Consider the following 23,625-nt stretch of genomic DNA (forward strand, 5'->3'; position numbering starts at 1 on the left):
ATGGCACAACGTAAAATGAATACATCTTTTGGCCTCACTGTGGTGCTCATCATGGTTATAGTGGGAGCTATTGTTCAAACCTATTTACCTTGGTATTCTATGGGAATAGCCTTTGGTATTATTTCCTTCATTTTAGCTTTACCTAGTAAATCAGCTTTTTTAATTGGCTTGGCTTCAGGCTTTGTTTTATGGGCATTGGCCGCAGTTTGGATGGATGGTCAATTCCCTAGTACCTTGCCTTTTCGTATGGCACAAATTTTACCTTTGGGTGGAAGTGTGTTGGCTTTGTACTTGGTGACGGGTTTTTTTGGAGGTTTGACTGGTGCTTTATGGTCTTGGGCAGGCTCAAAATTGAGAGGAACTCATTGAAAATTGTAATTTTTTAGGACAACTGAATAAGACCTTGTATCTTTGCATTCAAGTCATTATTAAACATTATACCCCGTGAAAAATCTTCATTATGCTTGGTTAGTAGTTTTAACTTTTGCTATTGCTTATTTGTATTTTAAACCAACAGGATCTTCTGCAGGAATTGGAGCCACTATCACTGATGGTAAGAGAATCGTTTTTGTTAATTCAGATTCCTTGTTGAACAATTACCAATTTTACAAAGACGCTCAAAAAGAGTTTGAAAATAAAGGATACCGTTTACAAGTTGATTTAGGTCAAAAAGAACGGGCTCTTCAAGGAGAATTGCAAGCAATTCAACAACGTGCTTCTGCGATGACTCAAGCAGAATTACAAGCAGCTGATATGACCTTGAAAAAGAAAGGAGCAGAGTTGCAACAATATAGCCAACAAAAGCAAGCTGAGTTAGGTCAAGAACAAGCTAAGAAAAACGAAGAGTTATATAATAACATTCGTGAGTATATCACTAAAGTGAACAAAGAGAACAAATACGAATTCGTTTTGGGTTATTCTAAATTAGGTGGCGGTATATTATTTGCCGATGCTTCCGTTGATGTTACTCAAAAAATGATTGAAGGTTTGAACAAAGAATACGCTGCCAAAAAAACAGGTAAGTAATCTTTTAAACTCGAAAAAGCCACGCAGTGAATCTGTGTGGCTTTTTTATTTGTAGTATTATGGCAAGAGAAAAAATTCAAAAGAAAGTTGAAATCCAGAATAGAAGGGCTTCTTTTGAATATGCATTTTTAGAAACTTGGACTGCGGGATTGGTTTTAACTGGCACGGAGATTAAATCCATCCGTCAAGGTAAAGCGAACCTGACAGATGCCTATTGCCTTTTTATGCAAGATGAATTATATGTGAGAAATATGCATATTTCTACCTACGAAGAAGGCACTCACTTCAATCATACACCGCTTCGAGATCGGAAATTATTATTATCAAAAAGAGAGCTGAAAAAACTTCAAAAAGAGTTGAAGAATGTGGGTCTGACAATCATTCCTACTCGCTTATTTATTTCTGACAAAGGTTATGCCAAATTAAACATTGCCTTAGCAAAAGGTAAAAAGAGTTTCGATAAACGAGAAGATATCAAGGAGAAGGATGTCAAACGAGAAATGGCTAGACAATTGTCCTAAACTTTATTTCGAAAGCGTTTAGCCATCTTTACTGCTGCCATAATGAGTATCCCGAAAAGGGAGAATCCCAACAATCCGTATAGCCAATCTAAGCTATTTTTCCCCACAACAAGAAAGACTACCGATACTAATAAAATGGTGGCAATTTCATTGAATAGACGAAGTTGGGGCCCAGAGAAAATGAAATTCTGCCGACGAAACTGTAAGATGATATGGCGGCAATAAAAATGGTAGATGGTAATTCCAACGACAAAGGCGAGCTTTAGGTGTAACCAAGTATGTTGCCCAAATCCATCCCACCATTGAAGATACACCAAGCTAAGGCCAGTTATCCAAGTTAAAAACATAGCAGGTATCATGATGGCATTGAATAATACCTGTTGCATTTTTTCAAATTGAGCAGAAAGTATAGTGCGCTCAGGCTCTGTCTTATCTTGAGATTCTGCGTGATACACCAATAGACGTGGTAAATAGAATAATCCAGCAAACCAACTTACCACAAAAATGATGTGCAGTGATTTTATAATTGGATAGATCATGGTCTTTGGTAACGTTTGAAAAAACTATTGACTTTTAGTTGAATGACTCCAAAGATAGCTTCTTTAAAAATATTGGCAGACATTTTACTTTCGCCTTTCGTTCGATCGGTGAAAATTATAGGGACTTCCACAATCTTGAAGCCATATTTCCAAGTAGTAAATTTCATCTCAACTTGAAAGGCATAGCCAATGAATTTGATTTCATGCAGAGGAATGGTTTCTAAGACTTTTCTTCGATAACAAACAAACCCCGCTGTGGCGTCTTGTATGGGCATTCCTGTAATAAAACGGACATAAAAACCAGCAAAATACGACATCAAAACTCGCCCGATTGGCCAATTGACCACATTGACACCGTTGATATATCGTGAACCAATGGCCATGTCTGCACCATCTTCACAAGATTGAAATAAGCGAACTAAATCGTCTGGATTATGAGAGAAATCAGCATCCATTTCAAAGATATAATCGTATTGCTTTTCAATGCAATAATTGAATCCAGTGATATAGGCGGTACCTAGGCCTAATTTTCCTGTACGTTCAATGAGGTGGATTCTATCAGGAAAAGAGGATTGAACTTGTTTTACTACTTGAGCTGTACCATCAGGTGAGCCATCATCCACAATTAATAAATCAAATTGAGGTGCTAGGCTCATCACCTTTTCGATGATGGCTTGGATGTTTTCAATTTCATTGTAAGTCGGGACGATGACAATCCTCGAATTCATAAATTTATTTTTTTGAGTAGCAAAAACATTCAGTAATGTGGTCGTTTACTAGGCCCGCAGCTTGCATAAATGAATAGCAAATGGTTGGGCCAACGAATTTAAAACCGTATTTCTTCAGGGATTTGCTCATGGTTAGTGAGAGTTCCGTACTGCTAGGCAATTCTTGATGACTGAAGAAGTGATTTTGTATGGGGGTGAAATTCACAAATTCCCAAATGTAGCGATCAAAGCTACCAAATTTTTCCTGAATTTTGATAAATGCTTGCGCATTCATTTTAACAGCATTGATTTTTAACCGATTTCGAATAATTTTTGGGTTTAAGAGACATTCCTGTAGTTTTTCATCTGTCCAAAGAGCTATTTGATGATAATCAAATTGGTCAAAAGTCTCCCTGAAATCTTCTCTTTTTCGTAAAATAGTAATCCAACTTAAGCCAGATTGAAAGCCTTCTAATATCAATAGTTCAAATAGTTTTTGTTCATCATGAAGCGGTTTTCCCCACTCGGTATCATGATAATTTATATATAGTGGGTCAGAAGAGACCCATCCACATCGAGTTAGATTCGTCATATATCAGAATTAGCTTGCAAGCAAGTGAATTTAAAGGGATTTGCCTTGTTAAAAACTGATAATTTCACAAAAGCTGAATTCAATGCTTGTTTGCTCTCAAATCCTAAGAAATATTTTATACCTTTGAAATTAGATAAGGGTGTGTAATTTTTCTTAAAGATTGTCACTTAATAGGGAATTTGGTAAAAGCCAAAACTGTCCCCGCAACTGTAAGTTTTTGTAAAAACATTTATCCTTTTAAAGCCACTGGATTTTCTGGGAAGGCAGATAAATGATGAAAACGAGTCAGGAGACCTGCCTTTTTCAATTCTTGATGTCGCATTACGGAGGATGAGACGAGATCGAGCGTTCGAGTATTTTTTCAATTTTATAGCTGAGAGGCTAAACATCATGTTTCATTTTAAATCGCAATGCTTGGCATTGGGGGCAATTTTATTCCCTAGCGCCGTGGTTTTTGCTCAGCAATCTGCTGACTCACAATTATTGTCAGAGGTACAAGTATCTGCACCAAAGTATCCTCAAAAATTAAATCAAACTGGTAAAGTTATTAGTTTGATTAGCCGGGCTCAACTAGACCAAATGGCAGGTAAAAGTTTGGCGGAAGTCTTGCAAAGTCAGGTAGGAATTTCAGTAAATGGGGCTAGAAGCGCACCCGGATCCAATCAAGAAATATATGTTCGTGGAGCCAACACGGGACATGTATTGTTATTGATTGATGGTTTTCCCGTAAATGATCCATCTCACATTTCACAAGTGATGGATTGGAATTTATTGGATATCAGCTCTTTGGAGCGGATTGAAATATTGAAAGGTGGTCAATCCACCTTGTATGGTTCTGATGCCATGGCTGGGGTTATCAATTTAGTAACTCAAAAAACGAGTTCTAAGCAAGTACAAGGCCATGTTCAAATTCAAGCAGGAAGTATTGGGGAGTTGAATACGGCGGCACAAGTTCGAGGTGCTATTGCTAAGAATCAATGGAATATTCAGGTTCGAGATTTTGTAAGTCAAGGATATTCTGCTGCAAAAGATACAGTTGGGAACTACGAAAAAGATGGATTTCGACAGCAACAGGTTCATTTGGCTTGGTCTCGACCAATTGGTGAAAAATCTTGGTTGGATGTTTATTATCAATGGAATGCTAACCGAAGTAATTTAGATGCTGGGCCATTTGCCGACGAAAAAGATTATACAGCCCAGGCAAATTCAAGTTCTTTGCGGTTGCAATATCAATTTAAAGGGGAAAATACAAGCTGGTATTTACGCGCATTTCATGAAATCATACATCGTGAATTCAAGAATGATTCTACGTTTATAGCAGCGAATGCATGGTCAAATTTTTCTTTTTCCTCATATCATGGCAAGAGCCAAGGGCTTGAATGGTATGGCAAATGGTCTTTGGGGAAAGAATATGTTTTGTTGGCAGGTACGGAATATCGGTATCAAAATACCTTGCAATCCGATTATTCCATTAGTGCTTTTGGTCGATATGATTCACCATCGTTGGCGCCAGAAAAAGCCAATCAATCCATTTGGGCCACTTATGCCACGCTTCAAAAGAATTGGCAAAAAGGAGGTATAGAAGTAGGAACGCGATGGAATAAATCATCCAACTTTGGAGACTTTACCACATTTAATATCAATCCTTATGTGTTTTTGTCTACACCATGGAAGCTATTTGCTAATGGATATACAGGATTTAAAGTTCCTTCTCTATATCAATTGTTTTCTCCCTATGGTAATAATGAATTAAAACCTGAACTAGGTTCAACTTTAGAAGTTGGTTTGTCGTATTTGGATGCCATTTGGTCGGCAAGGTTGCTTGGATTTCAGAATCAGGTAAAGGATGGAATCGTATTTCAATCCAAGAATGTAGACCCCTATGGGCAATATGTGAATGTGTCAAAACAAAGTACACAAGGAATCGAATTGGAGGGAGCTTACCGCAAGGGTCGTATTAGTGCCACATTGAATTATACCTTTTTAGATGGTACCATGAAGAACAAATTTGCAGGGAAAGATAGTACATATTCCTCTTTGATAAGACGGCCGGCCCATGCTGTCGTATTAAATTTGGGACTTCGACTAAGTAGTCAGTGGCAGGTGTCATTGTTGCATCATTGGCAAGCAAGAAGGACAGATTTTGTATATGATGAAGCGTTGTTTTCTGTCGTATCTAAGGAATTGAAGCCCTATGTTTGGGCTGAATTGCAAAGTAGTTATGAGTTGAATAAGCACATACATATCAATCTATTGATTAAGAATGTATATAATCAATTATTTGTGGAATCTTATGGATATGCAACGCAGCCTTTGAATGCGGTATTGGCGCTTAAGTATAGTTGGTAGTGATCAACAACGCTGTCAAGGTTTAAAACCTTGACAGCGTTAGGCAAATGTATCTATTTTGCTCTTTCCAGAAGGGTTAAAAATTGATAAATTTTTCAAAATACCAATGAATTGATATGTTGAAATTAATCCAATAAGTTGGAGGAGTTTTTGAAAAAAATTACGGAAAATCACCAACGCTGTCAAGGTTTTAAACCTTGACAGCGTTGGTGATTTTAAGGCTTAAATCGCTCATAGGCATCTTTCCCAGAAACAGGATCTTTGCCAAACAACTCAATATAATTTACGGAAGGCAAGAATTTGCTTTCATCTACATTGACAAAGATACGCTTTAATATTTGCAACTTACCATTGATGGGGAACAGAGCAATGGGAACCCCTTTCGGGTCCAGTTTGACCACAAATTTTCTCTTACGATAAGCTAAGAAATAACCTTCATAGGAAGGCTCTAATTCGCTATTGATTTTATTGGTATACAGTCCATAGGCCAAGGTCTTCTGTATGGAAGATAATTCTTCTTGTTGGCCTTTTTCGGTATAGCGAATCCAATAGGTATGCACTGGGTTTTTAGCATTCAGTGCTTTGTTTGATGTTAAATTGGCATCATAAACGACTACATTTGAATTGGAACTACGTTGAATGTAGAACAAACGTATGGCACTTTCTGGTGGAGTAGGAAATAGTCCTACTTTAGCCATTGCGGGTAAAGTGCCTATTGCTAGCCACAGGAAAATACGAATAAAAGCAGACGGAATATTCAATAGAAAGCCTCGATGAAATAAGAAAATGATTATTGTTTTTCCATTTTTTCAACGATTTCCTCAGAAATGCCTACACAAGAAAATCCTCCATCATGGAACAAGTTTTGCATCGTTACTTTGCGAGTTAAATCTGAAAATAAAGTGATGACATAGTCAGCACATTCATCAGCCGTAGCGTTTCCAAGGGGAGACATTTGATTCGCATACTCATAAAAGGCATTGAAACCACTAATTCCCGTTCCTGCAGTAGTCTTAGTAGGTGATTGGGAAACAGTATTAATACGAACCCCTTTGGCTTTACCATAGTGGTAACCATATGAGCGAGCAATGGATTCTAGCATAGCTTTAGCTTGAGCCATATCCGTGTAATCAGGGAATGAACGTTGAGCTGCAATGTAGGAAAGTGCAACTACTGAGCCTCCTTGAGAAATAGCATCTTTTTTCTGAGCGACTTGAAGCATTTTATGAAAAGATAGAGCAGAAACATCCAATGATTTTAAAAACCATTCGTAGTTTAAATCTCCGTATTCACGTCCTTTACGAATATTGGTACTCATTCCAATGGAATGTAATACAAAATCGATTGGTCCACCTAAATATTCAATGGACTCGTCGTATAATTTTTCTAAGTCTTCAATCGAGGTGGCATCCGCACCAATAACTTTAGCGCCACATTTTTCGGCTAAATGATTGATTTCGCCCATACGCATAGCGAGTGGTGCATTGGTTAAGGTGAAAGTGGCCCCTTCTTCGTGAGCTCTTTCTGCAATTTTCCAGGCGATGGAATCTACGTTTAACGCGCCAGAGATAATACCTCTTTTTCCTTTGAGTAATTGATATGCCATAAGAAGCGATCTAGATCGATTGAAATTTTGTGATTTTGCTTCCAAAGTAACGAATTTTTTCTCAGAATAGAATGGATTTATTCATCTCAAATACCATTCTATTTGCTGAATGGGTTGTTATTTAGAAAATTATGCGTAAATTGCAGAGGAAATTTAAGAAATGAAGAGGGGTTTTTTAATCCCTCTTTTTGTTTTCAATTGAAAAAGCATGGGTGATTTATCAGAAAAAATTAGGGAGTGGTTGTTGGCTTATGTGGGAGATGGTCCTATTTTTTTAGTTGATTTACAGGTTTCACAAGGCGGCAAACGTAGTCTTGTAACAATCCTAGTGGACACATTAGAAGGTATTTCCATTGATGAATGCGCTTTATTGAGTCGTAAATTGGCTCATCACATAGAAGAGAATGTTTGGATTGAGGAAGCTTATAATTTAGAAGTATCTTCTCCTGGTTTAGATTTCCCGCTAACACAGGGATGGCAGTTTCAAAAGAACTTGGGTCGAAAGGTAAAAGTTTGGATGAAAAAAGAAGGGCAAGTGGAAGGAGCCATATTGGCTTACAAGGAGGATTCGATTGAAATATTAACAGAGAAAACGCTGAAACATCGCGTGATTGTGGCAAAGGAGTCTACTTGGTTTCCTTTGGCAGATATAGATAAAATTAAAGTACAAGTGTCATTTCAATAAAAAAAGAGAGATAGCAATGAACAGTGTTGAATTAATTTCGTCATTTGCAGAGTTTGCTCGGGAAAAGAACATTGATAAACCGTCAATGATTGCGGTTTTAGAAGATGTATTTCGTACCATGATTCGTAAGAAATTTGGTTCCGATGAAAACTTCAATGTGATTATCAATCCCGAGAGTGGCGATTTAGAGATGTGGCGTACACGTGAAATCGTGGACGATAATTCAGAGGATATTTGGGATTTTGATAAAATTCCATTGTCAGAAGCGAAATTAATTGAGCCCGATTTTGAGATTGGAGAAGAAGTGGCTGAATTGATTAAACTAGAGGATTTTGGTCGTCGTGTGGTTCAAACAGCTCGTCAGACTTTGATTCAAAAGATTAAGGATATTGAAAAGGAGAGTCTTTACGATAAATATAAAGATTTAGTTGGAGAATTAGTAAGCTCTGAAGTATACCAAATTTTAGGTCGTGAGTTAATCTTATTGGATAACGAAGACAATGAATTGATTTTGCCAAAAACGGAAATGATTCCTAAGGATCGTTTCAAGAAGGGGGAAACAATTAAAGCCATTATTCATAAGGTGGAAATGGCGAATGGTACACCTCGTATCATTCTTTCACGTATTTCACCTGTCTTTTTGGAGCGTTTGTTTGAACAAGAGATTCCAGAAATTTATGATGGTACCATCACGATTCGTAAGATTGTTCGTGAGCCAGGTGAGCGTGCCAAAGTAGCTGTTGAGTCCTATGATGACCGCATTGATCCAGTTGGAGCATGTGTGGGTATGAAAGGATCTCGTATTCATGGTATTGTTCGTGAATTGCAGAATGAAAATATTGACGTGATTAACTTCACTGATAATTTAGAGTTATTGGTAGCCAGAACCTTGAGTCCGGCTAAATTGAACTCGATGACTATTGATAAAGAGCGTAAGCGTATTTCGGTATTCTTAAACTCAGATCAAGTTTCCATGGCGATTGGTCGTGGCGGTCAAAACATTAAATTAGCAGGTAAGTTAGTGGGATATGAAATTGACGTCTTCCGTGATGTTCCTAAGGATGAATTGGACGAGGAGGATGTAGAATTGAATGAATTCTCTGACGACATTGACGCTTGGATTTTGGATGAACTACATAAAATTGGTTTGGATACAGCCAAGCAGGTTTTAGCTTTATCTAAAGAAGAGTTAGAGCGTAGAACGGAGTTGGAAGAGGGGACTATCGAAGATATCTTATCGATTCTTCGTGCTGAATTTGAGTAAGTTGTAACACATTGAATGAATTATAGTATTTTGTAATTTTTATGGCAGAAGAAAAGACAATGCGATTGAGCCTTGTAGCAAAACAAATAAACGTGGGGACGTCTACGATCCTTCAGTTTCTTTCTGCTAAGGGTCACAAAATTGATAATAACCCAAATGCCAAATTAAATTTTGAGCAGCTTAGCTTATTGGCTAGAGAGTATGATGCGAATCATATTTTGGAAGCTTCTGAAGCACCTAAAAAAGCTGTTGAAGAAGTAGTTGTGCCAGAACCTGTTGTGGTCGTGGAGAAAAAGCCAGAACCTGCCCCTGTGGTAGAAGTCGTGGCACCTACTCCAGAACCAGTTCCAGTTGTTGAAGTTCCCGTGGTGGAGGTTGTTAAACCTGAGCCAAAGCAAGAAGAGGAACCTAGACCAATGGGTTTAAAAGTATTGGGTAGAATCGATTTAGACAAAAAGGGCCATCCTATTACGCCAAAGCCAGTTGAGAAACAAGTGGAGGCTCCCCAAGTAGTAGAAGAAAAAGTGGTAGAGCCTGTTGCTCCAGTAGTTCCCGAAGCTAAAGTAGAGCCTATTCAAGAAGTTGTTGAACCCATTAAGGAGGAAGTTAAACCTGTAGTTGCTCCAGTAGCACCTGTTGTACCTCCAGTGGTAGAATCAACAACTCCTGATATTCAGCTGATTGAGGCAAAAGGAGAAACATTAAAAGGTCTGACTGTTTTAGGTAAAATTGAATTACCTACTCCAAGTGATCGCTCTGGTGATAAAAAACACAAGAGAAAGCGTATAATTAAAGAAGAAAAGAGACCTGTTTCTAATGATACAACGAATCGTCCGGCACCAGCTGGGGGAGGAGGAGACTTCAAGAAAAAGGACTTTGGGAAGAAGCCGGCTACTCCAGGTGCTAAACCAGGTGGTCCAAAGGAAGAGCTTTCTGATAAAGATATTCAAGAGCAGATTAAGGCTACCATGGCCCGCTTGCAAGGAGCAACCAACAAGCAGAGTTTTGGAGCGGATAAGCGACGAGTTAAGCGTAGAGAACGTGCAGAGGCGGATGAAGCTCGTCAATTAGCTGAAGATGAAGAATCAAAAATCTTAAAGGTAACTGAGTTTATTTCAGCGAGTGATCTAGCCTCATTGATGGATGTTTCCGTGAATGAAGTTATTTCTACTTGTATGAGTTTAGGTATGTTTGTTTCGATTAACCAACGTTTGGATGCCGAAGCTATTACCATTATAGCTGATGAGTTTGGGTTTGAAGTAAGTTTTATTTCAGCAGAAGAAGAAATTGATGCTGTTGAAATAGAAGTGGAAGATGATCCAGCTGATTTAGTTCCAAGAGCACCCATTGTGACGATCATGGGTCACGTTGACCATGGTAAAACTTCCTTATTGGATTATATCCGTCGTGCTAAAGTAGCAGCAGGTGAAGCTGGTGGTATTACTCAGCATATTGGAGCTTATTCGGTACAAACGGAATCGGGAAAGAAAGTAACCTTCTTAGATACACCTGGTCACGAAGCCTTTACCGCGATGCGTGCTAGGGGTGCTAAAATCACTGACGTTGTCATTATTGTAATTGCAGCGGATGATTCAGTGATGCCACAAACTAAAGAAGCAATTAATCATGCTATGGTGGCTGGTGTACCTATCGTATTTGCTTTTTCTAAAGTAGATAAAGATGGAGCAAATCCAGATAAAGTTCGTGAGGAATTAGCTGCCATGAATATGTTAGTGGAAGATTGGGGTGGTAAATACCAATGTCAAGAAATTTCTTCTAAATCAGGATTGGGTATTGACGACTTATTGGAAAAGGTATTGTTGGAAGCTGAATTATTAGATTTGAAAGCCAATCCAAATAAAAAGGCAATTGGTTCTGTAATTGAGGCAGAATTAGATAAAGGCCGTGGATATGTGACTACCTTATTAATTCAATCAGGAACCTTAAACATCGGAGATATGATGTTGGCTGGAGATAATTATGGTCGCGTAAAGGCCATGTTTGACCACCACGGTAATAAAATCAAAAAAGCGGGCCCATCAACACCAGTTCAAGTCTTAGGTTTGAATGGTGCTCCTCAAGCTGGAGATAAATTACTTTGCTTAGAAAATGAGCGTGAAGCTCGTGAAATAGCGAATAAGCGTGAGCAAATCTTACGTGAGCAATCATTACGTACTAGAAAACATATTACGCTGGAAGAAATTGGTCGTCGTAAGGCTATTGGTACTTTCCGGGAGTTGAATGTGATTGTTAAAGGTGACGTAGATGGTTCCGTAGAGGCATTGTCTGACTCTTTATTAAAGCTATCTACCGAAGAGGTTCAAGTAAGAATTATTCATAAAGGGGTAGGTCAGGTTTCAGAATCAGATGTAGCCCTAGCGTCTACTTCTGATGCCGTTATTATTGCTTTCCAAGTTCGTCCATCAGTGAATGCCCGTAAATTGGCTGAAGCTGAGCAGATTGAAATTAGAAACTACTCGATTATCTACCAAGCGATTGATGAAATCAAAGCAGCGATGGAAGGTATGTTGGCCCCTACTTTTGAAGAGGTGATTACTTCGAATATTGAAGTACGTGATGTATTCAAAATCTCTAAAATTGGTACGGTAGCAGGTTGCTATGTATTGGATGGAACAGTGAAGCGTGCCAATAAAATCCGAGTGATTCGTGACTTTGTGGTGGTACATGAAGGTGAGATTTCTGCTTTGAAGCGTTTTAAAGATGATGTGGCAGAAGTTAAGTTTGGTTACGAATGTGGATTGTCCATCAAGAATTTCAATGACCTAGAAATGGGAGATACTATTGAATGTTACGAAATGAAAGAAGTAAAACGTACACTGAAATAAAATTTCAATGCATGATAACATAAAAAGGCCGATTCGAAAGAATCGGCCTTTTTTAATGTAAAAGCTATTAATTTATTTACTGTGAAAGCAATTTCTTTAGATTGACACTTCTAAAAAATACAATGATTAATGATAGAAAAAGCCCAAAAAAGAGGAAGCTAAGCGTAATAATAGTACGTTGGGGATCAGATTTTTGTAAGGGTACTTGGGCTGGTTCTAACACTTTAAATACGGGTGTTTCTCGCTGAACTTTGACTTTGGAATCAGTTACTTGCGTATTTAAGCCAGCATATAAATTAAAGGCAATGTCTACCTCATATTGAAGTTTTTTTTCTTGATCCTTAGCTACTTGTAAGAATGTATTTCTATGCTGATCTCGGTAAGTAGATAGTCTACTTAAGGCATTGTCATAAGATTTTCGAGCATCTAAAAGTCGATCTTGTAAAAATTTCAGTTCTTTCAGTACCTTTTCCATTCTATAACTAATGACATATTTCGTTAAATAGGATTGTGTAAAGCTTGTTAAATTGGCTGCTGCAACAGGATCAGTCATTTTGACTGAAATCATGATGACACCTGTTTTTTTGTCAAATTCGGCCTTTATTCTCCTTCTTAAATTATTAACTGCGTAATATTGGCTTTTATTAAGTTGGATTAATTCAGAAGATATAGTTGATTTAGGCGATTGGATGCCTGTTGTTTTCTTTGGAGCTTGTACAGACTGATTAAAACTAAAAATTTGTAATGGTGGCGTTTCTGGATAAGCTATTAGATAATCATAAACTTGTAACCATTTTTTATGTTTTTGGACATAAATGTTGCTTTGTAGAGCCTCTAATAAAAAGGGTGTGCTTTGAACTATGTTTGGATAAATGTCTGGTTTTACTAAGTCAGATCCCAAACCACTACCTAAATCGACACCAGCCAATCCAGCTATCGACTTTAATCCACCTAAATTAGATCCACTACTTCTATTATCCATTTCAGGCAGTAGCTTGACGGTGGCAACAAATTCATTGGGTATGGTTAAAGAATAAATAGCCCCAATTCCAGCAAATATGAAGGCAGTAATACCAATAAATAGATAATATGATTTTAAAACTCTAAGGATTTCACCAAAATTAATTGTGATTTCCCCACTATTTATATTCGGATGAATACTATTATTTTCTTTAGACATTACCACTTATTTAGATAATTGATTAATTAATGTGATAATTGTAATCGAGAAGGAAGCTAAACTCGTACTAAGTCCAATGATTTCAGCCGTACTTAAACCTTTTTTAGTTCCTGGAGGTATTCCATTAACAACGATTTCAGATCCAGGTAAGACGCGAGGGTAATTTTTGAAAAATAGAAATTTTTTCGTTTGGGTCGAAAGGCCATTGGGGCTTTTAACAAATATTTGACTTTTTATGGCATTGGGGGCAAATCCACCAGCTTCGGCAATATAATCCGTTAGGGAATAGCCCTCTCTATAGGATACAGAAATAGGGTTTTGTAAAGCTCCTGATAGTTTTACTGTTTGAAGTGCTCTTGGTATAAATAGAGAGTCATTAGACATTAAAAGCATATTTTCCTTAGAATTAGGGTTATTTAAGATTTCTTTTAAATTTACCCCTACTATGATGGATCGACGGTACAACTGAGCGCCTTCTAAATATGCACCATCTTTTAAGCCACCAGACATATCAATGATATCGGAAAGTTTTTGTTTATTGTTTTTCAAGGCGTAAACACCTGGATAATTGATCATACCCTCTATAGTAACTGATCTTTGCTCCTCATAATCAGGAGAACGACGTACCGAGAGTATATCAAATGGGGTCAATACATACTGACTTCCTTCATTGGAAACCTGTAAATTTCCATCTATACTAAACGTTTTGATATCAATCTTTTCATCTGTGATCGTACCTTGACCGTGCGTAATGATTCGTCGGGCTAATTCTAATTTAGAATAACTTGCTCCTTCTTTAAATCCTTTGGCCATAAGGATTAAATCACCCACTTTCATGCCATCTTTATATTCAAAGTCTCCTTCTAAATTAACTTCACCAAAAATACTGACGGTTCTTTTTTCCTTTAAACTAGAAACAGTAAATACTTTAATAATATCTTCTCTTTGAAGGGGAACATCGGCGATTTCACCACGTAAAATTCTTCCTAAATCAATTGAAATGATTTGGGGTTCAAAATTTTCTTGGCGACGTGTTATGGTGGCTCTACTTAGAAAAGCATCTTCTCTGGTACCTTCAGCCCTTTTGATTAATTCTTTTACCGTATTAGCTCCAGATTCCAAAGCATACATGCCAGGTCTAAATACAGCTCCTTCGATCTCTACTCTGTTTTCAAATCGTTCGATGATAGCGCCAATCGCATATTTGTCGCCATTTTGTGGTAAAAAATTAGAAACTTCATCTTGAGTGATATTCATTAACTTCAATTCCCTTGAAGTATTACGTGTCACAGGAATGGAATAGGTATACGCTTTACTAGTAAATCCTCCTGCAAAACGTAAGACATCTTTTAACGTTTCTCCTTTTAATGTTTCGAAAATCATGGGACGTTTAACCTCTCCAATTAATTCCACGCGTGTTTCATAATCAGAAATACGAATGATATCTTGATCCTGTAAATGAATGTTATCTTTTTGATCCGCTTTTAATAAGAAGTCATATAAATCTAAGGTCCTAATTGTTTTATTACCTCGGATTAATCGGATGTTTCTATATGAACCATTGGCACTTGGCCCACCCGCTAAATATAGCGCATTGAATATGGTAGCTAGAGAAGATACGGTATAACTACCGGGGAACTTCACCTCTCCAGTTAATGTGACTTTAATGCTTCTAACGTTCCCTAACGTTACTTGAGCAGAGGAGCCGCTCCCTGGTTTATTTAATCCTTGATATAATTGACGCAGTCGACCAATGATTCTATTGGAAGCGGCATCTATACTTAGGCCATTGACATAGATCGGACTTAAGTTTAAGATTTTAACTGTCCCTTCTGCACTAACTGTAACTTTAAAATTATCTAGTACATCGCCAAAAATATCAATATTTAGTTCGTCGTCAGGACCTAACGTGTAATTGCTGGGTGTAGCAATTTTTAGATCAGGTTCAAAGTTTAATGTTTCCGTATCAAATAAATCAGCTCCAAATATTACTTTCTCTAAAGCTTTTGATTTTCTTATTTGTAATTCTTTGTACACTTTAACTAAACTGTCGTTATATACGTTCAGGGGTTGCGAGAGAAATATTCTTTCTTCTGGTGTAAAGAGTTGTTCATCCAATGATTTTTTAATCTTAGGCACGAATTCACTATTTGAATTGGAGTCAAAGATATTTTCGCTGTCTTCGTACGAATTAGGATCCCTTTTTTTGACACTTAACTTCCCAGTCGTTTTTCTTTTAGACATGGTTTCTTTCATCCCAGGAGTTGAATTGGAATTCGATGTCTGATTATTAATATTGCCAGAATTATTCGTGTTGTTTCCAGTTTGTAATCCATTTAGCCTATCTCTCATTTTGGCAATGTCTACTGCTGTATATCCTTGGGCTATGGCTGCTTGTTCTATTTGCAATTCAGTCATACCGCTAGCTTGCGCCTTTTGAAAGAAAAGCGCTATTTGATCATCCGTTAAGTCTTCAATATTTTTTTTCCCTTGTTGTGTTACCTGACCAAACGAAATATGGACAAATAGCAAAAAAATAAGTGTAAAAAAGGAGGAAGAGTGGATTTTATAGAACAACCTCATGGTAAGTAGTATAGATGAACAACATATTTACAAATCTAAGACTTTTTTTGCAGAGCACCTTAAGCCTCTTTAGGGTAATATGGATATGCATGAGATTGTTTTTCTTTAAAATTTCGGACAAGCCAAAGTCCTTTTAATTTTTAAATATGGTTTTTTCAAGGATATATCCCAATCAAATAAGTAAGCAACAGAAATTTCATGAGCACCTCCAGAAGGTAAGCCTAGTTTTGAAATAGTTAAATCATACGAATACCCTACGGAGAAATTATCTTGTCGGTATCCAACCAAAGCCACAATAGATTCTCGACTATTCATGATTCCATCATTGCTTTTTTTGATAGGTACTCCACGGTACCAAGCCCCTAAAACAATGGGAGAAAGGGTTAAATAAGCACCCACATCTAATTGGTCAAATGTACCTTGATGTTTGTAATTCAAGACAGGGCTGATACTTTTTTCCGTATTTCGAGATCGGTAGGAGTTTTGTTCAAAATAACTATCCTCCAACATGATCTTTGTGCCCACTTGAATGCTGAATTTCATAGCTACAGGCGAGTTGATCGTAGATGTACTACTCGATAATGACTGATTAGGTGTATTTAGATGATGTACAGATAAACCTATCCAGGAGTTTCTAAGATTGAGCAAGGCACCCGTAGAAAAGTCCATGTAGTTTGTTGAAGCACCATTCTTCTCCCAATTCTTTAAAATGGGGTCATCACTGTTTTGACTGATACTTCCATTGACAAATTGATCTCCAAAAATCAAATTGGAATAGTCTAATCCTCGGTTGACGTAGGAACTTTGTATACCGACTGAAATGGAACTTTCTTCGGCCAAATTGATGTGATAAGCATACTGTAAACCAATCGACGTCGTTTGTAGATTAGAAAATTGCTTATCTGTCGTCATAAGCAATCCTACGCCACTATTGATGCTCGAAAAATTGATATCAGCGGTCAAAGAGGAAAACTGGTAACTTGAACTAAGATTAGGCCATTGGTTACGGTGATTGAAATTTACTTTGGACGTATTATTGATTCCTGCAAAAGCCGGTGAAATTAAAAGTGGCGCAGAATAGAATTGGGAAAGCTGAGGGTCTTGCGCAAGTAATTTCATTGAGCCCATCAAGAATGTGCCTATGAGGAAAAAAACAATACGGTATGATCCGAGTTTACGTCGCATAGCCTAGCAATTTAGTACTTAGCTTTTCAAAAACCAATATTTTACGTTATTTTGTGCTTAATCCATGTACTTGCCTAGCTCTTAAATGATTAAAAAGTATCTATTCCTTTTTCTGGTTTGGCTTGTTTCTTTCCGGGCATTTTCGGATCCTAAAATTGTTTTTCGAAATAATTGCATCACCCAGTGCGCAAGTTGTGAAAAAGGAGTCAATCCCGATATGGCGACTGTCTTCGAATTGACAGAACATTTCCCTACAGGCACCACTTTCATCTGGGATTTTGGTGAACCAGCAGCCCCTGGGGATAAAAAAAATACAGCAACAGGTGCACACCAATATTGTACTCCAGGTACTTATCCAGTTAAGGTAACTATTCAAAGTCCAGTAGCGAATACGCCTCCTTTGGTTTTAACGGAACGGGTGATTATAGGTCAATTGCCCTATATTTATTTGGGGAAAGATACATCTGAAGTTAAAAAGACGATTTGTTTAGGGCAAGAACTCGTACTGAATGCATTTCAAAAAGTAGGCAGACCTTCCTATCCCATTGAGGTATTGTGGTACCCTAAAGGACAAACTACCGATACCATCAAAGTAAGAGAGTCTGGTTGTTATTCCGTGAAAATTACCGAACCGCAGTCGGGATGTTCTGCTGAAGCAAAAATGCAAATTGATATTTGTGGCGAAACTGATCCTAATCAAGTACTATTAAAAGCGCCTCCAGCCTGGTATTTTGGTAGTAGTGCTGGAGTCAAGTTTGAAAATCCAGATAATCCAACACCTACTACCGGTAGAATCAATGTGCCCAATGGAGTGGCTGTTATGACGGATCAAACCAATAGTATCATTTATTATACAGATGGACAAAAGGTTTTTGATCGGGATAATAATCCAATAACCTATACCAAAGATCCATCAGCCTTAATAAATGGGGATATAAGTAATTCCCAAGGAGTTACTACCATGCCCAAAACGTCTTGTAAAGGATGTCAATCTGAGTATTATATTTTTACCTTAAGGAAAAATGCGTCGAATGAGAATCAGATATATTACAGCATTGTTGATATGAAGCTGAATAAGGGCAAAGGCGGACTTTCCGTGATCAATCAATTATTAAGTCCTGTTCCTAGCACCGAACGTTTGGTAGCCTCTCAAGGGGGCTCTGGTTTTTATTGGTTGATTTCTCAAGATGCTAACAGTAATACCATCCGAACATTCAAAGTATCTGATGCGGGTATTTCTGCCCCTACCATCACGAGCCCTTCTGGATCTACCAGCTTGACCAGTTCAGCAGGTTATACCAAAATCTCTACGGATTGGAGTAAAATGGCGGTGGTTGTTCCTGGGCCGCCCACCAACAAATTGGATTTATTTGATTATGATGCTTCAGGAGATGGGAAACCGACTTATTTAACCACACTGGATTTAGGGCCTTCGCCACCAAGCATTTATGGGGTAGAATATTCTCAAGATAAAAAAGTGTTATATGTTTCCATGCAAGGAGATGGTCAGTCCATTCGTTCTCAAATTTTACAATTTAATATTGCCACTAATAATGCAGATACCATTTTGGCAACTAAGAAGGTATTATTGGATACTATAGCTAAAATTGGGGCTTTACAAATTGATCCAGTTTATAATACCATCATTTTCGTTGCCATTGAGGGTAGTTCTACTTTAGGGAAAATCACTCAAACCAATGGATTATTGTCCAGTTCGGACACATTACAAAGGGCCAAATATGAACCTAATGCAGTCACATTTCCTACCAATGTGACCAGTCAACTAGGCCTTCCTCCTTCCATTCCTTCTCCTCCAAATCCAAGTAGTCCACCGAGTATCAAGCAATCTTGCGTAGGAACTACTTTTAGCTATAAGGTCGATAAAAAGCTTTGCGATCCCATGAACAATGATAAAATAGTTTGGAAAATATATAAAACAATCTTGGATCCATTTCCTACTAGCACGGGTTTAACTGTGCCCTTGAACCCTGCTGGAACACTTTATTATTCGTATGAAGGGGATGTCATGAAACATAAATTTAAGGATGCAGGTAAATATGTAATAACAGCTGCTATCTCCAATGTTTGTGTGAAGGATTTTCTTTTAGATGCTCAGGAATTTGATATTCAAATCATGGAACCTTTGAGCTTGAAAGAAGAGTACAATAGTATTTGTAAGGATAATGCCAAAGTGATGTTGGATAAGCTGCCTCCCCAAAAGACCTTGACTTTCGAATGGAGCTCAAAAGATAATACTTCTGAAATCGTTGTTCCCAAGCCAGGTGGATCTTATGAGGTAGTGGTGACAGATACAGCGACGGGTTGTTCGGTATCTAAAAAAACACAAGTTAATTTCTTGACCATTGAGTATTTCTTTCCTAAAAAGGATTATTTCATTTGCATGGATGAGGTGAATCCTCAAACCATTTTACAAATCGCTGGAAACAGCCGAGATTTCACCTTTGCCTGGTCTCCCAATTCGGCCATTGTCAGTCCGTTGAACGTAAATTATGCCAAGATTAATCGAAATGGCAATTACCAAGTAGAAATTAAAGATGCTGACGGTTGTATTACCTCTAGTACCTATACGGTACCAGACAAATGTGAACCCCTGATTTTTGCGCCCTCCATTTTTACTCCGAATGGGGATGGGAAAAATGATACCTTCAACCCGATTCCAAAAAATCCAACAAGAACCCAGATTGTTAATGTGCAAATATTTAATCGTTGGGGAGAAATGCTTTTTTCTAAGCAAAGTTCTAATTCAGCTGAATTATCATGGGATGGTAAGTTCAATGGGCAATTAGTCCCCCCTGATACTTATGCTTGGGTAATTCAATACCAATCTACTCCTGAAAATTTTCCTGAAAAAGGCATTATGACCTTACGCGGAGCAGTGGTAGTAGCGTATTAAATCAATTAATTGATAAAGATTTTCAGGATACAATAAGTATGAAATCTCGTTCGTTCTTTTTCAAAATGCCTGAAAAAAAACAACGCTGTCAAGGTTTTAAACCTTGACAGCGTTAGAGATTTCAATAATTTTTTTAATATGCTCTTACCTCAATTCCTTTCATGAAATTGACAAATGCTTTATTAACTACTTGATTTCCTCCAGGCGTTGGGAAATTACCAGTAAAATACCAATCACCTAAATGACTCGGGCAAGCGACATTTAAGTTGCCTACCGTTTGGTAAATGACCGAAACCTCTGCTTTGATGTTTTTGGGGCGGACAATATCCGCTATTTTATTCGAAATTTCTTGGTCAGTAAATGGTGCATAAATGGCTTTAACGAAGTTCTCCGTGTGCGCCGTACCATTTTCTAAGGCAAGCAAACATTTTAAATTCACCTCATCTAATATACTTTCTAGATCTCTCTCTTTTAAAAGGGCAAGTGCAGCTCTAAATGCGACAAATTCCTTCATTTTCGACATGTCAATACCATAACAATCTGGATATCTGATCTGTGGAGCAGAAGAAACAATGACTATTTTCTTAGGAGATAATTTGTCCAATAAACTTAAAATACTCTTTTCTAATGTGGTCCCTCGAACAATGGAATCATCAATTAAGACAACTGAATCAACTCCTTTATTAATCACTTCATAGGTCGTATCATATACATGAGAAACCATGTCATCTCGCTGTTCATCACTGGTGATAAACGTACGGACCTTCACATCTTTCGATATTAACTTCTCTACCCTTGGGCGGAAGGTTAACATTTCTTCCAATTCTTTTTCAAAAAGAATCCCCCCCATGATGGCCTGCTTTCTTTCTTTGGCTAAATGGTCTTCTAATCCATCTATCATGCCTAAAAATGCAGTTTCTGCAGTGTTAGGAATGTAAGAAAATACCGTATTTTTAAGGTCATTATTTACCTCGTCTAAGATTTGAGGAATTAATAATCGACCTAGTTTTTTACGTTCTGTATAAATATCTGGATCTGAACCTCTGGAAAAATAGATACGCTCAAAGGAACAAGATTTTTGTTCTAGACGATCAATGAATGGCGCTTCTTTCACCGATCCATCCATATCAATAACCAAGGCAGAACCAGGTGTAATCTCCTGAATCTGATCATAAGCACAATTGAAGCTCGTTTTAATGGCCTGTTTTTCAGATGCCACCACTACTACTTCTTCATCCATGTAGTAATAGGCCGGACGAATACCAGCAGGGTCACGTGCCACAAAGGAGGCCCCGTATCCCGTTAAACCCACCATGGCATAACCACCATCAAAATCTTTACACGAACGCTCCAATACGCGAACTAAATCAATTTGCTCAGCTAGAATATCCGATAATTCAGGGTTTTCATATTTGTCGCGGTATTTCAAAAATTGTCTTTGGTTTTCTTCATCCAAAAAGTGACCAATTTTCTCCATGACAGTGACCGTATCTACTTTTTCCTTTGGATGCTGCCCCAAGGAAACTAGTTTGTCAAATAAATCATCCACATTGGTCATGTTGAAATTACCTGCCATCACCAAATTGCGACTTCTCCAGTTACTTTGACGTAACATCGGGTGACAGTTCTCTATTTCATTTTGGCCATGTGTACCATAGCGTAAGTGGCCTAATAATACTTCCCCAGTGAAAGCAACATTTTCTTGCCACCAAGCTGCATCATGACTCGGATCGATGCCCGTTTCACGCTTCACATCTTTGGCTAATTTTTGTGCTTTCCTGAATTTTTTATTGATTTTTCCGAAGATATCGGCTACTGCTTGTGGCTCTACTGAGCGGTACCGACTGATGTATCGGTTTCCTGGATTTACATTGATTTTGATATTGGCGACTCCTGCTCCATCTTGACCTCGATTGACTTGTTTTTCCATCATCAAGTACAATTTACTAAGGCCATAGGTCGGCGTTTTATACTTGTCCAGATAATACTGGAAAGGCTTGCGCAATCGAATAAGGGCAATTCCACATTCGTGCTTTATTGAATCAGACATTTGGTATGCGTTTCAGAAGAGGTTTTTACTCAAAATCGAATACAAAACTAAGTAATAAAAATGATGGCTCAACGGAAATGTCCATTATTTATTTCCTTATTTTAAGAAATTCCAAATAGCCGTTGGAGCCAAGAAACTTCCAAAAATAAACACTACCAATATCGCATAAACCCACATATTGCCATTTTCATTCCAAATAACCGCACGATCTTCTTGCGCATTTTTCTTGAAATAAATTTGGTACGGAATCTTTAAATAATAGAAAATTCCCAAAGCCGTGGTCAAAATTGCCGTTACTAGCAAAACTAAGGTTAACATTTGAGAGCTATTTTGGTATTTTTCCCATAAAAAGGAAAAATAAGTAACCTTGGCAATGAAGCTTCCCGCAGGAGGTAAGCCAGCCAACGCCACCATGCCAATCAATAAAAATAAGGAAGCGAGTGGTCTACTTTTGGACAATCCGCTCCATTTTTCTAAATCATTCGATTGATAAGAATCTGAAGAAGCTTCATCAATTAAATAAAATACCAAAATAGTGCTCATTCCATAAATCAAGGAATAAAATAAGAGGACCTCTGTGGCTTGTTGGATCGGAAATAGCCAGGCCATTGCCATAAATCCTCCATGTGCAATACTTGAATAAGCAAGAAGTCGTTTACTATTTCGCTGCCCTAAAGCTCCTAAATTGCCAACTAATAAGGTTAGAATAGCCAAAAAAGCAATAGGTACCTCCAACGATAGAGGAATAAAATGCAATAATCGAATCCCCAAAAATGTAACGGCTATTTTAGGAGCAGTAGATACCCAAGTCATCCAAGAGGCAGGTAAACTTTCAATTACATCTGGACTCCAAGGGTGAAATGGCGCCCATGCTAATTTAAATAGCAAGGAGCTAGCCACTAAAGTGAGGGCCAATCCTGCCAAATACGGATCCGCTGTAGCGAGTCCCCGACTGAAATCAGGACTGTTGATATGCATGGTTCCCGTCATACCATATACGAAGGAAATTCCGTACAATAAAAGTGCTGTACTGGCCAAACCAAATAATACATAAGGTAATATGGCTCTAGAACCTTCTGGGTCTTTTCGAATACCCACTAATAAATAAGTACCTAAGGACATCCACTCAATACTCAAAAATATACTGAGCCAATGGCTACTGATGGAAACTAATAGAGCCCCTCCTAAAATGGATAAAAAACCCATTTTTTCTTCAAATTGAAAGCTTTTTTGTTGGGCTTGATTGACAAAAATCAGAACGATGGCCAAAAACAAAAGTAAAGCATTGATGGAATTACTACCCGCATTAATCCAAAAAAAGGAAAAAGAGGCAAATCCTGACATACCCGTAGACATACGTTGAATGGCCAAAACAAAGGCTAGTAACAAACCGATTTGGGTGATAAAATACCGCCAAGAAGTAGAGAATTTAGTAGATCTTCCATGAAGAAATAATTCGGCAAAAATTCCTACTAAAATCCAAACGCAGAGAAGTAACTCGGGTATCATCAGGGAAAGTCCTTGGCTGATTCCATCAAGTTTCTGTGGTAGAGATTGCAGTATTTCTGGGGAAAACAT

General features: G+C 37.8%; 18 protein-coding genes and 1 riboswitch. Of the genes, 8 read left to right on the forward strand and 10 right to left on the reverse strand.

All coding sequences use genetic code 11. From position 1 onward, the window contains the following. The 3 genes from U0R11_RS02960 (at window position 1) to smpB (ending at window position 1,547) form a co-directional block, all read left to right on the forward strand. Window positions 1-369: a hypothetical protein gene (locus tag U0R11_RS02960; protein WP_406749725.1), complete on the forward strand. Its 369-nt coding sequence runs from the start codon at window positions 1-3 to the stop codon at window positions 367-369. A gap of 75 nt (window positions 370-444) precedes the next feature. Then, window positions 445-1,026 carry an OmpH family outer membrane protein gene (locus tag U0R11_RS02965; RefSeq protein ID WP_406749726.1) on the forward strand — a complete coding sequence of 194 codons (582 nt, stop codon included), beginning with the start codon at window positions 445-447 and terminating at the stop codon, window positions 1,024-1,026. A gap of 59 nt (window positions 1,027-1,085) precedes the next feature. After that, window positions 1,086-1,547 carry an SsrA-binding protein SmpB gene (gene smpB, locus U0R11_RS02970; RefSeq protein ID WP_269004586.1) on the forward strand — a complete coding sequence of 154 codons (462 nt, stop codon included), beginning with the start codon at window positions 1,086-1,088 and terminating at the stop codon, window positions 1,545-1,547. On the opposite strand, the gene U0R11_RS02975 is transcribed toward smpB, so the two are convergent. The 3 genes from U0R11_RS02975 to U0R11_RS02985 are packed head-to-tail and all read right to left on the reverse strand — an operon-like array spanning window position 1,544 to window position 3,385. Further along, entirely contained in the window at window positions 1,544-2,086 is a 543-nt protein-coding gene (locus U0R11_RS02975; RefSeq protein ID WP_406749727.1) for a CopD family protein, read from the reverse strand. The two genes, smpB and U0R11_RS02975, sit on opposite strands and share 4 nt — an antisense overlap. Beyond that, window positions 2,083-2,814 carry a polyprenol monophosphomannose synthase gene (locus tag U0R11_RS02980; RefSeq protein WP_406749728.1) on the reverse strand — a complete coding sequence of 244 codons (732 nt, stop codon included), beginning with the start codon at window positions 2,812-2,814 and terminating at the stop codon, window positions 2,083-2,085. The genes U0R11_RS02975 and U0R11_RS02980 overlap by 4 nt, the downstream gene beginning before the upstream one ends. A 4-nt stretch (window positions 2,815-2,818) precedes the next feature. Then, window positions 2,819-3,385 carry a DNA-3-methyladenine glycosylase I gene (locus U0R11_RS02985; RefSeq protein WP_406749729.1) on the reverse strand — a complete coding sequence of 189 codons (567 nt, stop codon included), beginning with the start codon at window positions 3,383-3,385 and terminating at the stop codon, window positions 2,819-2,821. A gap of 120 nt (window positions 3,386-3,505) precedes the next feature. After that, window positions 3,506-3,701, forward strand: a riboswitch (cobalamin riboswitch). A 74-nt stretch (window positions 3,702-3,775) separates the two neighbouring features. Between U0R11_RS02985 and U0R11_RS02990 the strand changes: the two genes are divergently transcribed. Beyond that, complete coding sequence (locus tag U0R11_RS02990; protein ID WP_406749730.1) at window positions 3,776-5,734, forward strand: TonB-dependent receptor plug domain-containing protein; 1,959 nt, start codon at window positions 3,776-3,778, stop codon at window positions 5,732-5,734. 215 nt (window positions 5,735-5,949) lie between these two features. Here U0R11_RS02990 and U0R11_RS02995 read toward each other — a convergent pair whose 3' ends face one another. Beyond that, window positions 5,950-6,432 carry a DUF4833 domain-containing protein gene (locus U0R11_RS02995; RefSeq protein WP_406749731.1) on the reverse strand — a complete coding sequence of 161 codons (483 nt, stop codon included), beginning with the start codon at window positions 6,430-6,432 and terminating at the stop codon, window positions 5,950-5,952. Window positions 6,433-6,524: 92 nt separating this feature from the next. After that, window positions 6,525-7,340 carry an enoyl-ACP reductase FabI gene (locus U0R11_RS03000; RefSeq protein ID WP_406749732.1) on the reverse strand — a complete coding sequence of 272 codons (816 nt, stop codon included), beginning with the start codon at window positions 7,338-7,340 and terminating at the stop codon, window positions 6,525-6,527. Between the two features lie 208 nt (window positions 7,341-7,548). On the opposite strand from U0R11_RS03000, the gene U0R11_RS03005 reads away from it, so the two are divergent. From U0R11_RS03005 to infB, 3 genes are read left to right on the forward strand one after another with little or no spacing between them, the layout of a single operon-like run. Continuing rightward, entirely contained in the window at window positions 7,549-8,025 is a 477-nt protein-coding gene (locus U0R11_RS03005; RefSeq protein ID WP_406749733.1) for a ribosome maturation factor RimP, read from the forward strand. A 16-nt stretch (window positions 8,026-8,041) separates the two neighbouring features. Further along, window positions 8,042-9,289, forward strand: coding sequence for a transcription termination factor NusA (gene nusA, locus U0R11_RS03010; protein WP_406749734.1), 1,248 nt, complete (start codon window positions 8,042-8,044; stop codon window positions 9,287-9,289). Between the two features lie 41 nt (window positions 9,290-9,330). Further along, entirely contained in the window at window positions 9,331-12,135 is a 2,805-nt protein-coding gene (gene infB / locus U0R11_RS03015; RefSeq protein WP_406749735.1) for a translation initiation factor IF-2, read from the forward strand. Window positions 12,136-12,211: 76 nt separating this feature from the next. On the opposite strand, the gene U0R11_RS03020 is transcribed toward infB, so the two are convergent. From U0R11_RS03020 to U0R11_RS03030, 3 genes are all read right to left on the reverse strand, one after another. Continuing rightward, window positions 12,212-13,315: a Wzz/FepE/Etk N-terminal domain-containing protein gene (locus tag U0R11_RS03020; protein WP_406749736.1), complete on the reverse strand. Its 1,104-nt coding sequence runs from the start codon at window positions 13,313-13,315 to the stop codon at window positions 12,212-12,214. 6 nt (window positions 13,316-13,321) lie between these two features. Continuing rightward, window positions 13,322-15,898 (reverse strand): SLBB domain-containing protein, encoded by a 2,577-nt coding sequence (locus U0R11_RS03025; RefSeq protein ID WP_406749737.1) that lies wholly within the window; start codon window positions 15,896-15,898, stop codon window positions 13,322-13,324. A 105-nt stretch (window positions 15,899-16,003) separates the two neighbouring features. Continuing rightward, window positions 16,004-17,083 (reverse strand): PorP/SprF family type IX secretion system membrane protein, encoded by a 1,080-nt coding sequence (locus U0R11_RS03030; protein WP_406749738.1) that lies wholly within the window; start codon window positions 17,081-17,083, stop codon window positions 16,004-16,006. A gap of 217 nt (window positions 17,084-17,300) precedes the next feature. Here U0R11_RS03030 and U0R11_RS03035 point away from each other — a divergent pair, with 217 nt between their 5' ends. After that, on the forward strand, window positions 17,301-19,997 hold the full coding sequence (locus U0R11_RS03035; RefSeq protein WP_406749739.1) for a T9SS type B sorting domain-containing protein: 2,697 nt from the start codon (window positions 17,301-17,303) through the stop codon (window positions 19,995-19,997). Between the two features lie 133 nt (window positions 19,998-20,130). Here U0R11_RS03035 and U0R11_RS03040 read toward each other — a convergent pair whose 3' ends face one another. Both U0R11_RS03040 and U0R11_RS03045 read right to left on the reverse strand, forming a co-directional pair. Beyond that, on the reverse strand, window positions 20,131-22,047 hold the full coding sequence (locus tag U0R11_RS03040) for an amidophosphoribosyltransferase (RefSeq protein WP_406749740.1): 1,917 nt from the start codon (window positions 22,045-22,047) through the stop codon (window positions 20,131-20,133). A 96-nt stretch (window positions 22,048-22,143) separates the two neighbouring features. Beyond that, window positions 22,144-23,625: an NADH-quinone oxidoreductase subunit N gene (locus tag U0R11_RS03045; protein WP_406749741.1), complete on the reverse strand. Its 1,482-nt coding sequence runs from the start codon at window positions 23,623-23,625 to the stop codon at window positions 22,144-22,146.

The organism is Aquirufa salirivi (genome assembly GCF_045310485.1).
GTDB lineage: Bacteria > Bacteroidota > Bacteroidia > Cytophagales > Spirosomataceae > Aquirufa > Aquirufa salirivi.

What these genes read in the sequence shown, in the direction of transcription:
- U0R11_RS03005 (WP_406749733.1), top strand. Translation starts at nt 7,549, where the DNA reads ATGGGTGATTTATCAGAAAAAATTAGGGAGTGGTTGTTGGCTTATGTG.
- U0R11_RS02990 (WP_406749730.1), top strand. Translation starts at nt 3,776, where the DNA reads ATGTTTCATTTTAAATCGCAATGCTTGGCATTGGGGGCAATTTTATTC.
- smpB (WP_269004586.1), top strand. Translation starts at nt 1,086, where the DNA reads ATGGCAAGAGAAAAAATTCAAAAGAAAGTTGAAATCCAGAATAGAAGG.
- U0R11_RS02960 (WP_406749725.1), top strand. Translation starts at nt 1, where the DNA reads ATGGCACAACGTAAAATGAATACATCTTTTGGCCTCACTGTGGTGCTC.
- U0R11_RS03040 (WP_406749740.1), bottom strand. Translation starts at nt 22,047, where the DNA reads ATGTCTGATTCAATAAAGCACGAATGTGGAATTGCCCTTATTCGATTG.
- U0R11_RS03025 (WP_406749737.1), bottom strand. Translation starts at nt 15,898, where the DNA reads ATGAGGTTGTTCTATAAAATCCACTCTTCCTCCTTTTTTACACTTATT.
- U0R11_RS02995 (WP_406749731.1), bottom strand. Translation starts at nt 6,432, where the DNA reads ATGGCTAAAGTAGGACTATTTCCTACTCCACCAGAAAGTGCCATACGT.
- U0R11_RS02980 (WP_406749728.1), bottom strand. Translation starts at nt 2,814, where the DNA reads ATGAATTCGAGGATTGTCATCGTCCCGACTTACAATGAAATTGAAAAC.
- U0R11_RS02975 (WP_406749727.1), bottom strand. Translation starts at nt 2,086, where the DNA reads ATGATCTATCCAATTATAAAATCACTGCACATCATTTTTGTGGTAAGT.
- U0R11_RS02985 (WP_406749729.1), bottom strand. Translation starts at nt 3,385, where the DNA reads ATGACGAATCTAACTCGATGTGGATGGGTCTCTTCTGACCCACTATAT.
- U0R11_RS03030 (WP_406749738.1), bottom strand. Translation starts at nt 17,083, where the DNA reads ATGCGACGTAAACTCGGATCATACCGTATTGTTTTTTTCCTCATAGGC.
- infB (WP_406749735.1), top strand. Translation starts at nt 9,331, where the DNA reads ATGGCAGAAGAAAAGACAATGCGATTGAGCCTTGTAGCAAAACAAATA.
- U0R11_RS03000 (WP_406749732.1), bottom strand. Translation starts at nt 7,340, where the DNA reads ATGGCATATCAATTACTCAAAGGAAAAAGAGGTATTATCTCTGGCGCG.
- nusA (WP_406749734.1), top strand. Translation starts at nt 8,042, where the DNA reads ATGAACAGTGTTGAATTAATTTCGTCATTTGCAGAGTTTGCTCGGGAA.
- U0R11_RS03035 (WP_406749739.1), top strand. Translation starts at nt 17,301, where the DNA reads ATGGCGACTGTCTTCGAATTGACAGAACATTTCCCTACAGGCACCACT.
- U0R11_RS03045 (WP_406749741.1), bottom strand. Translation starts at nt 23,625, where the DNA reads ATGTTTTCCCCAGAAATACTGCAATCTCTACCACAGAAACTTGATGGA.
- U0R11_RS03020 (WP_406749736.1), bottom strand. Translation starts at nt 13,315, where the DNA reads ATGTCTAAAGAAAATAATAGTATTCATCCGAATATAAATAGTGGGGAA.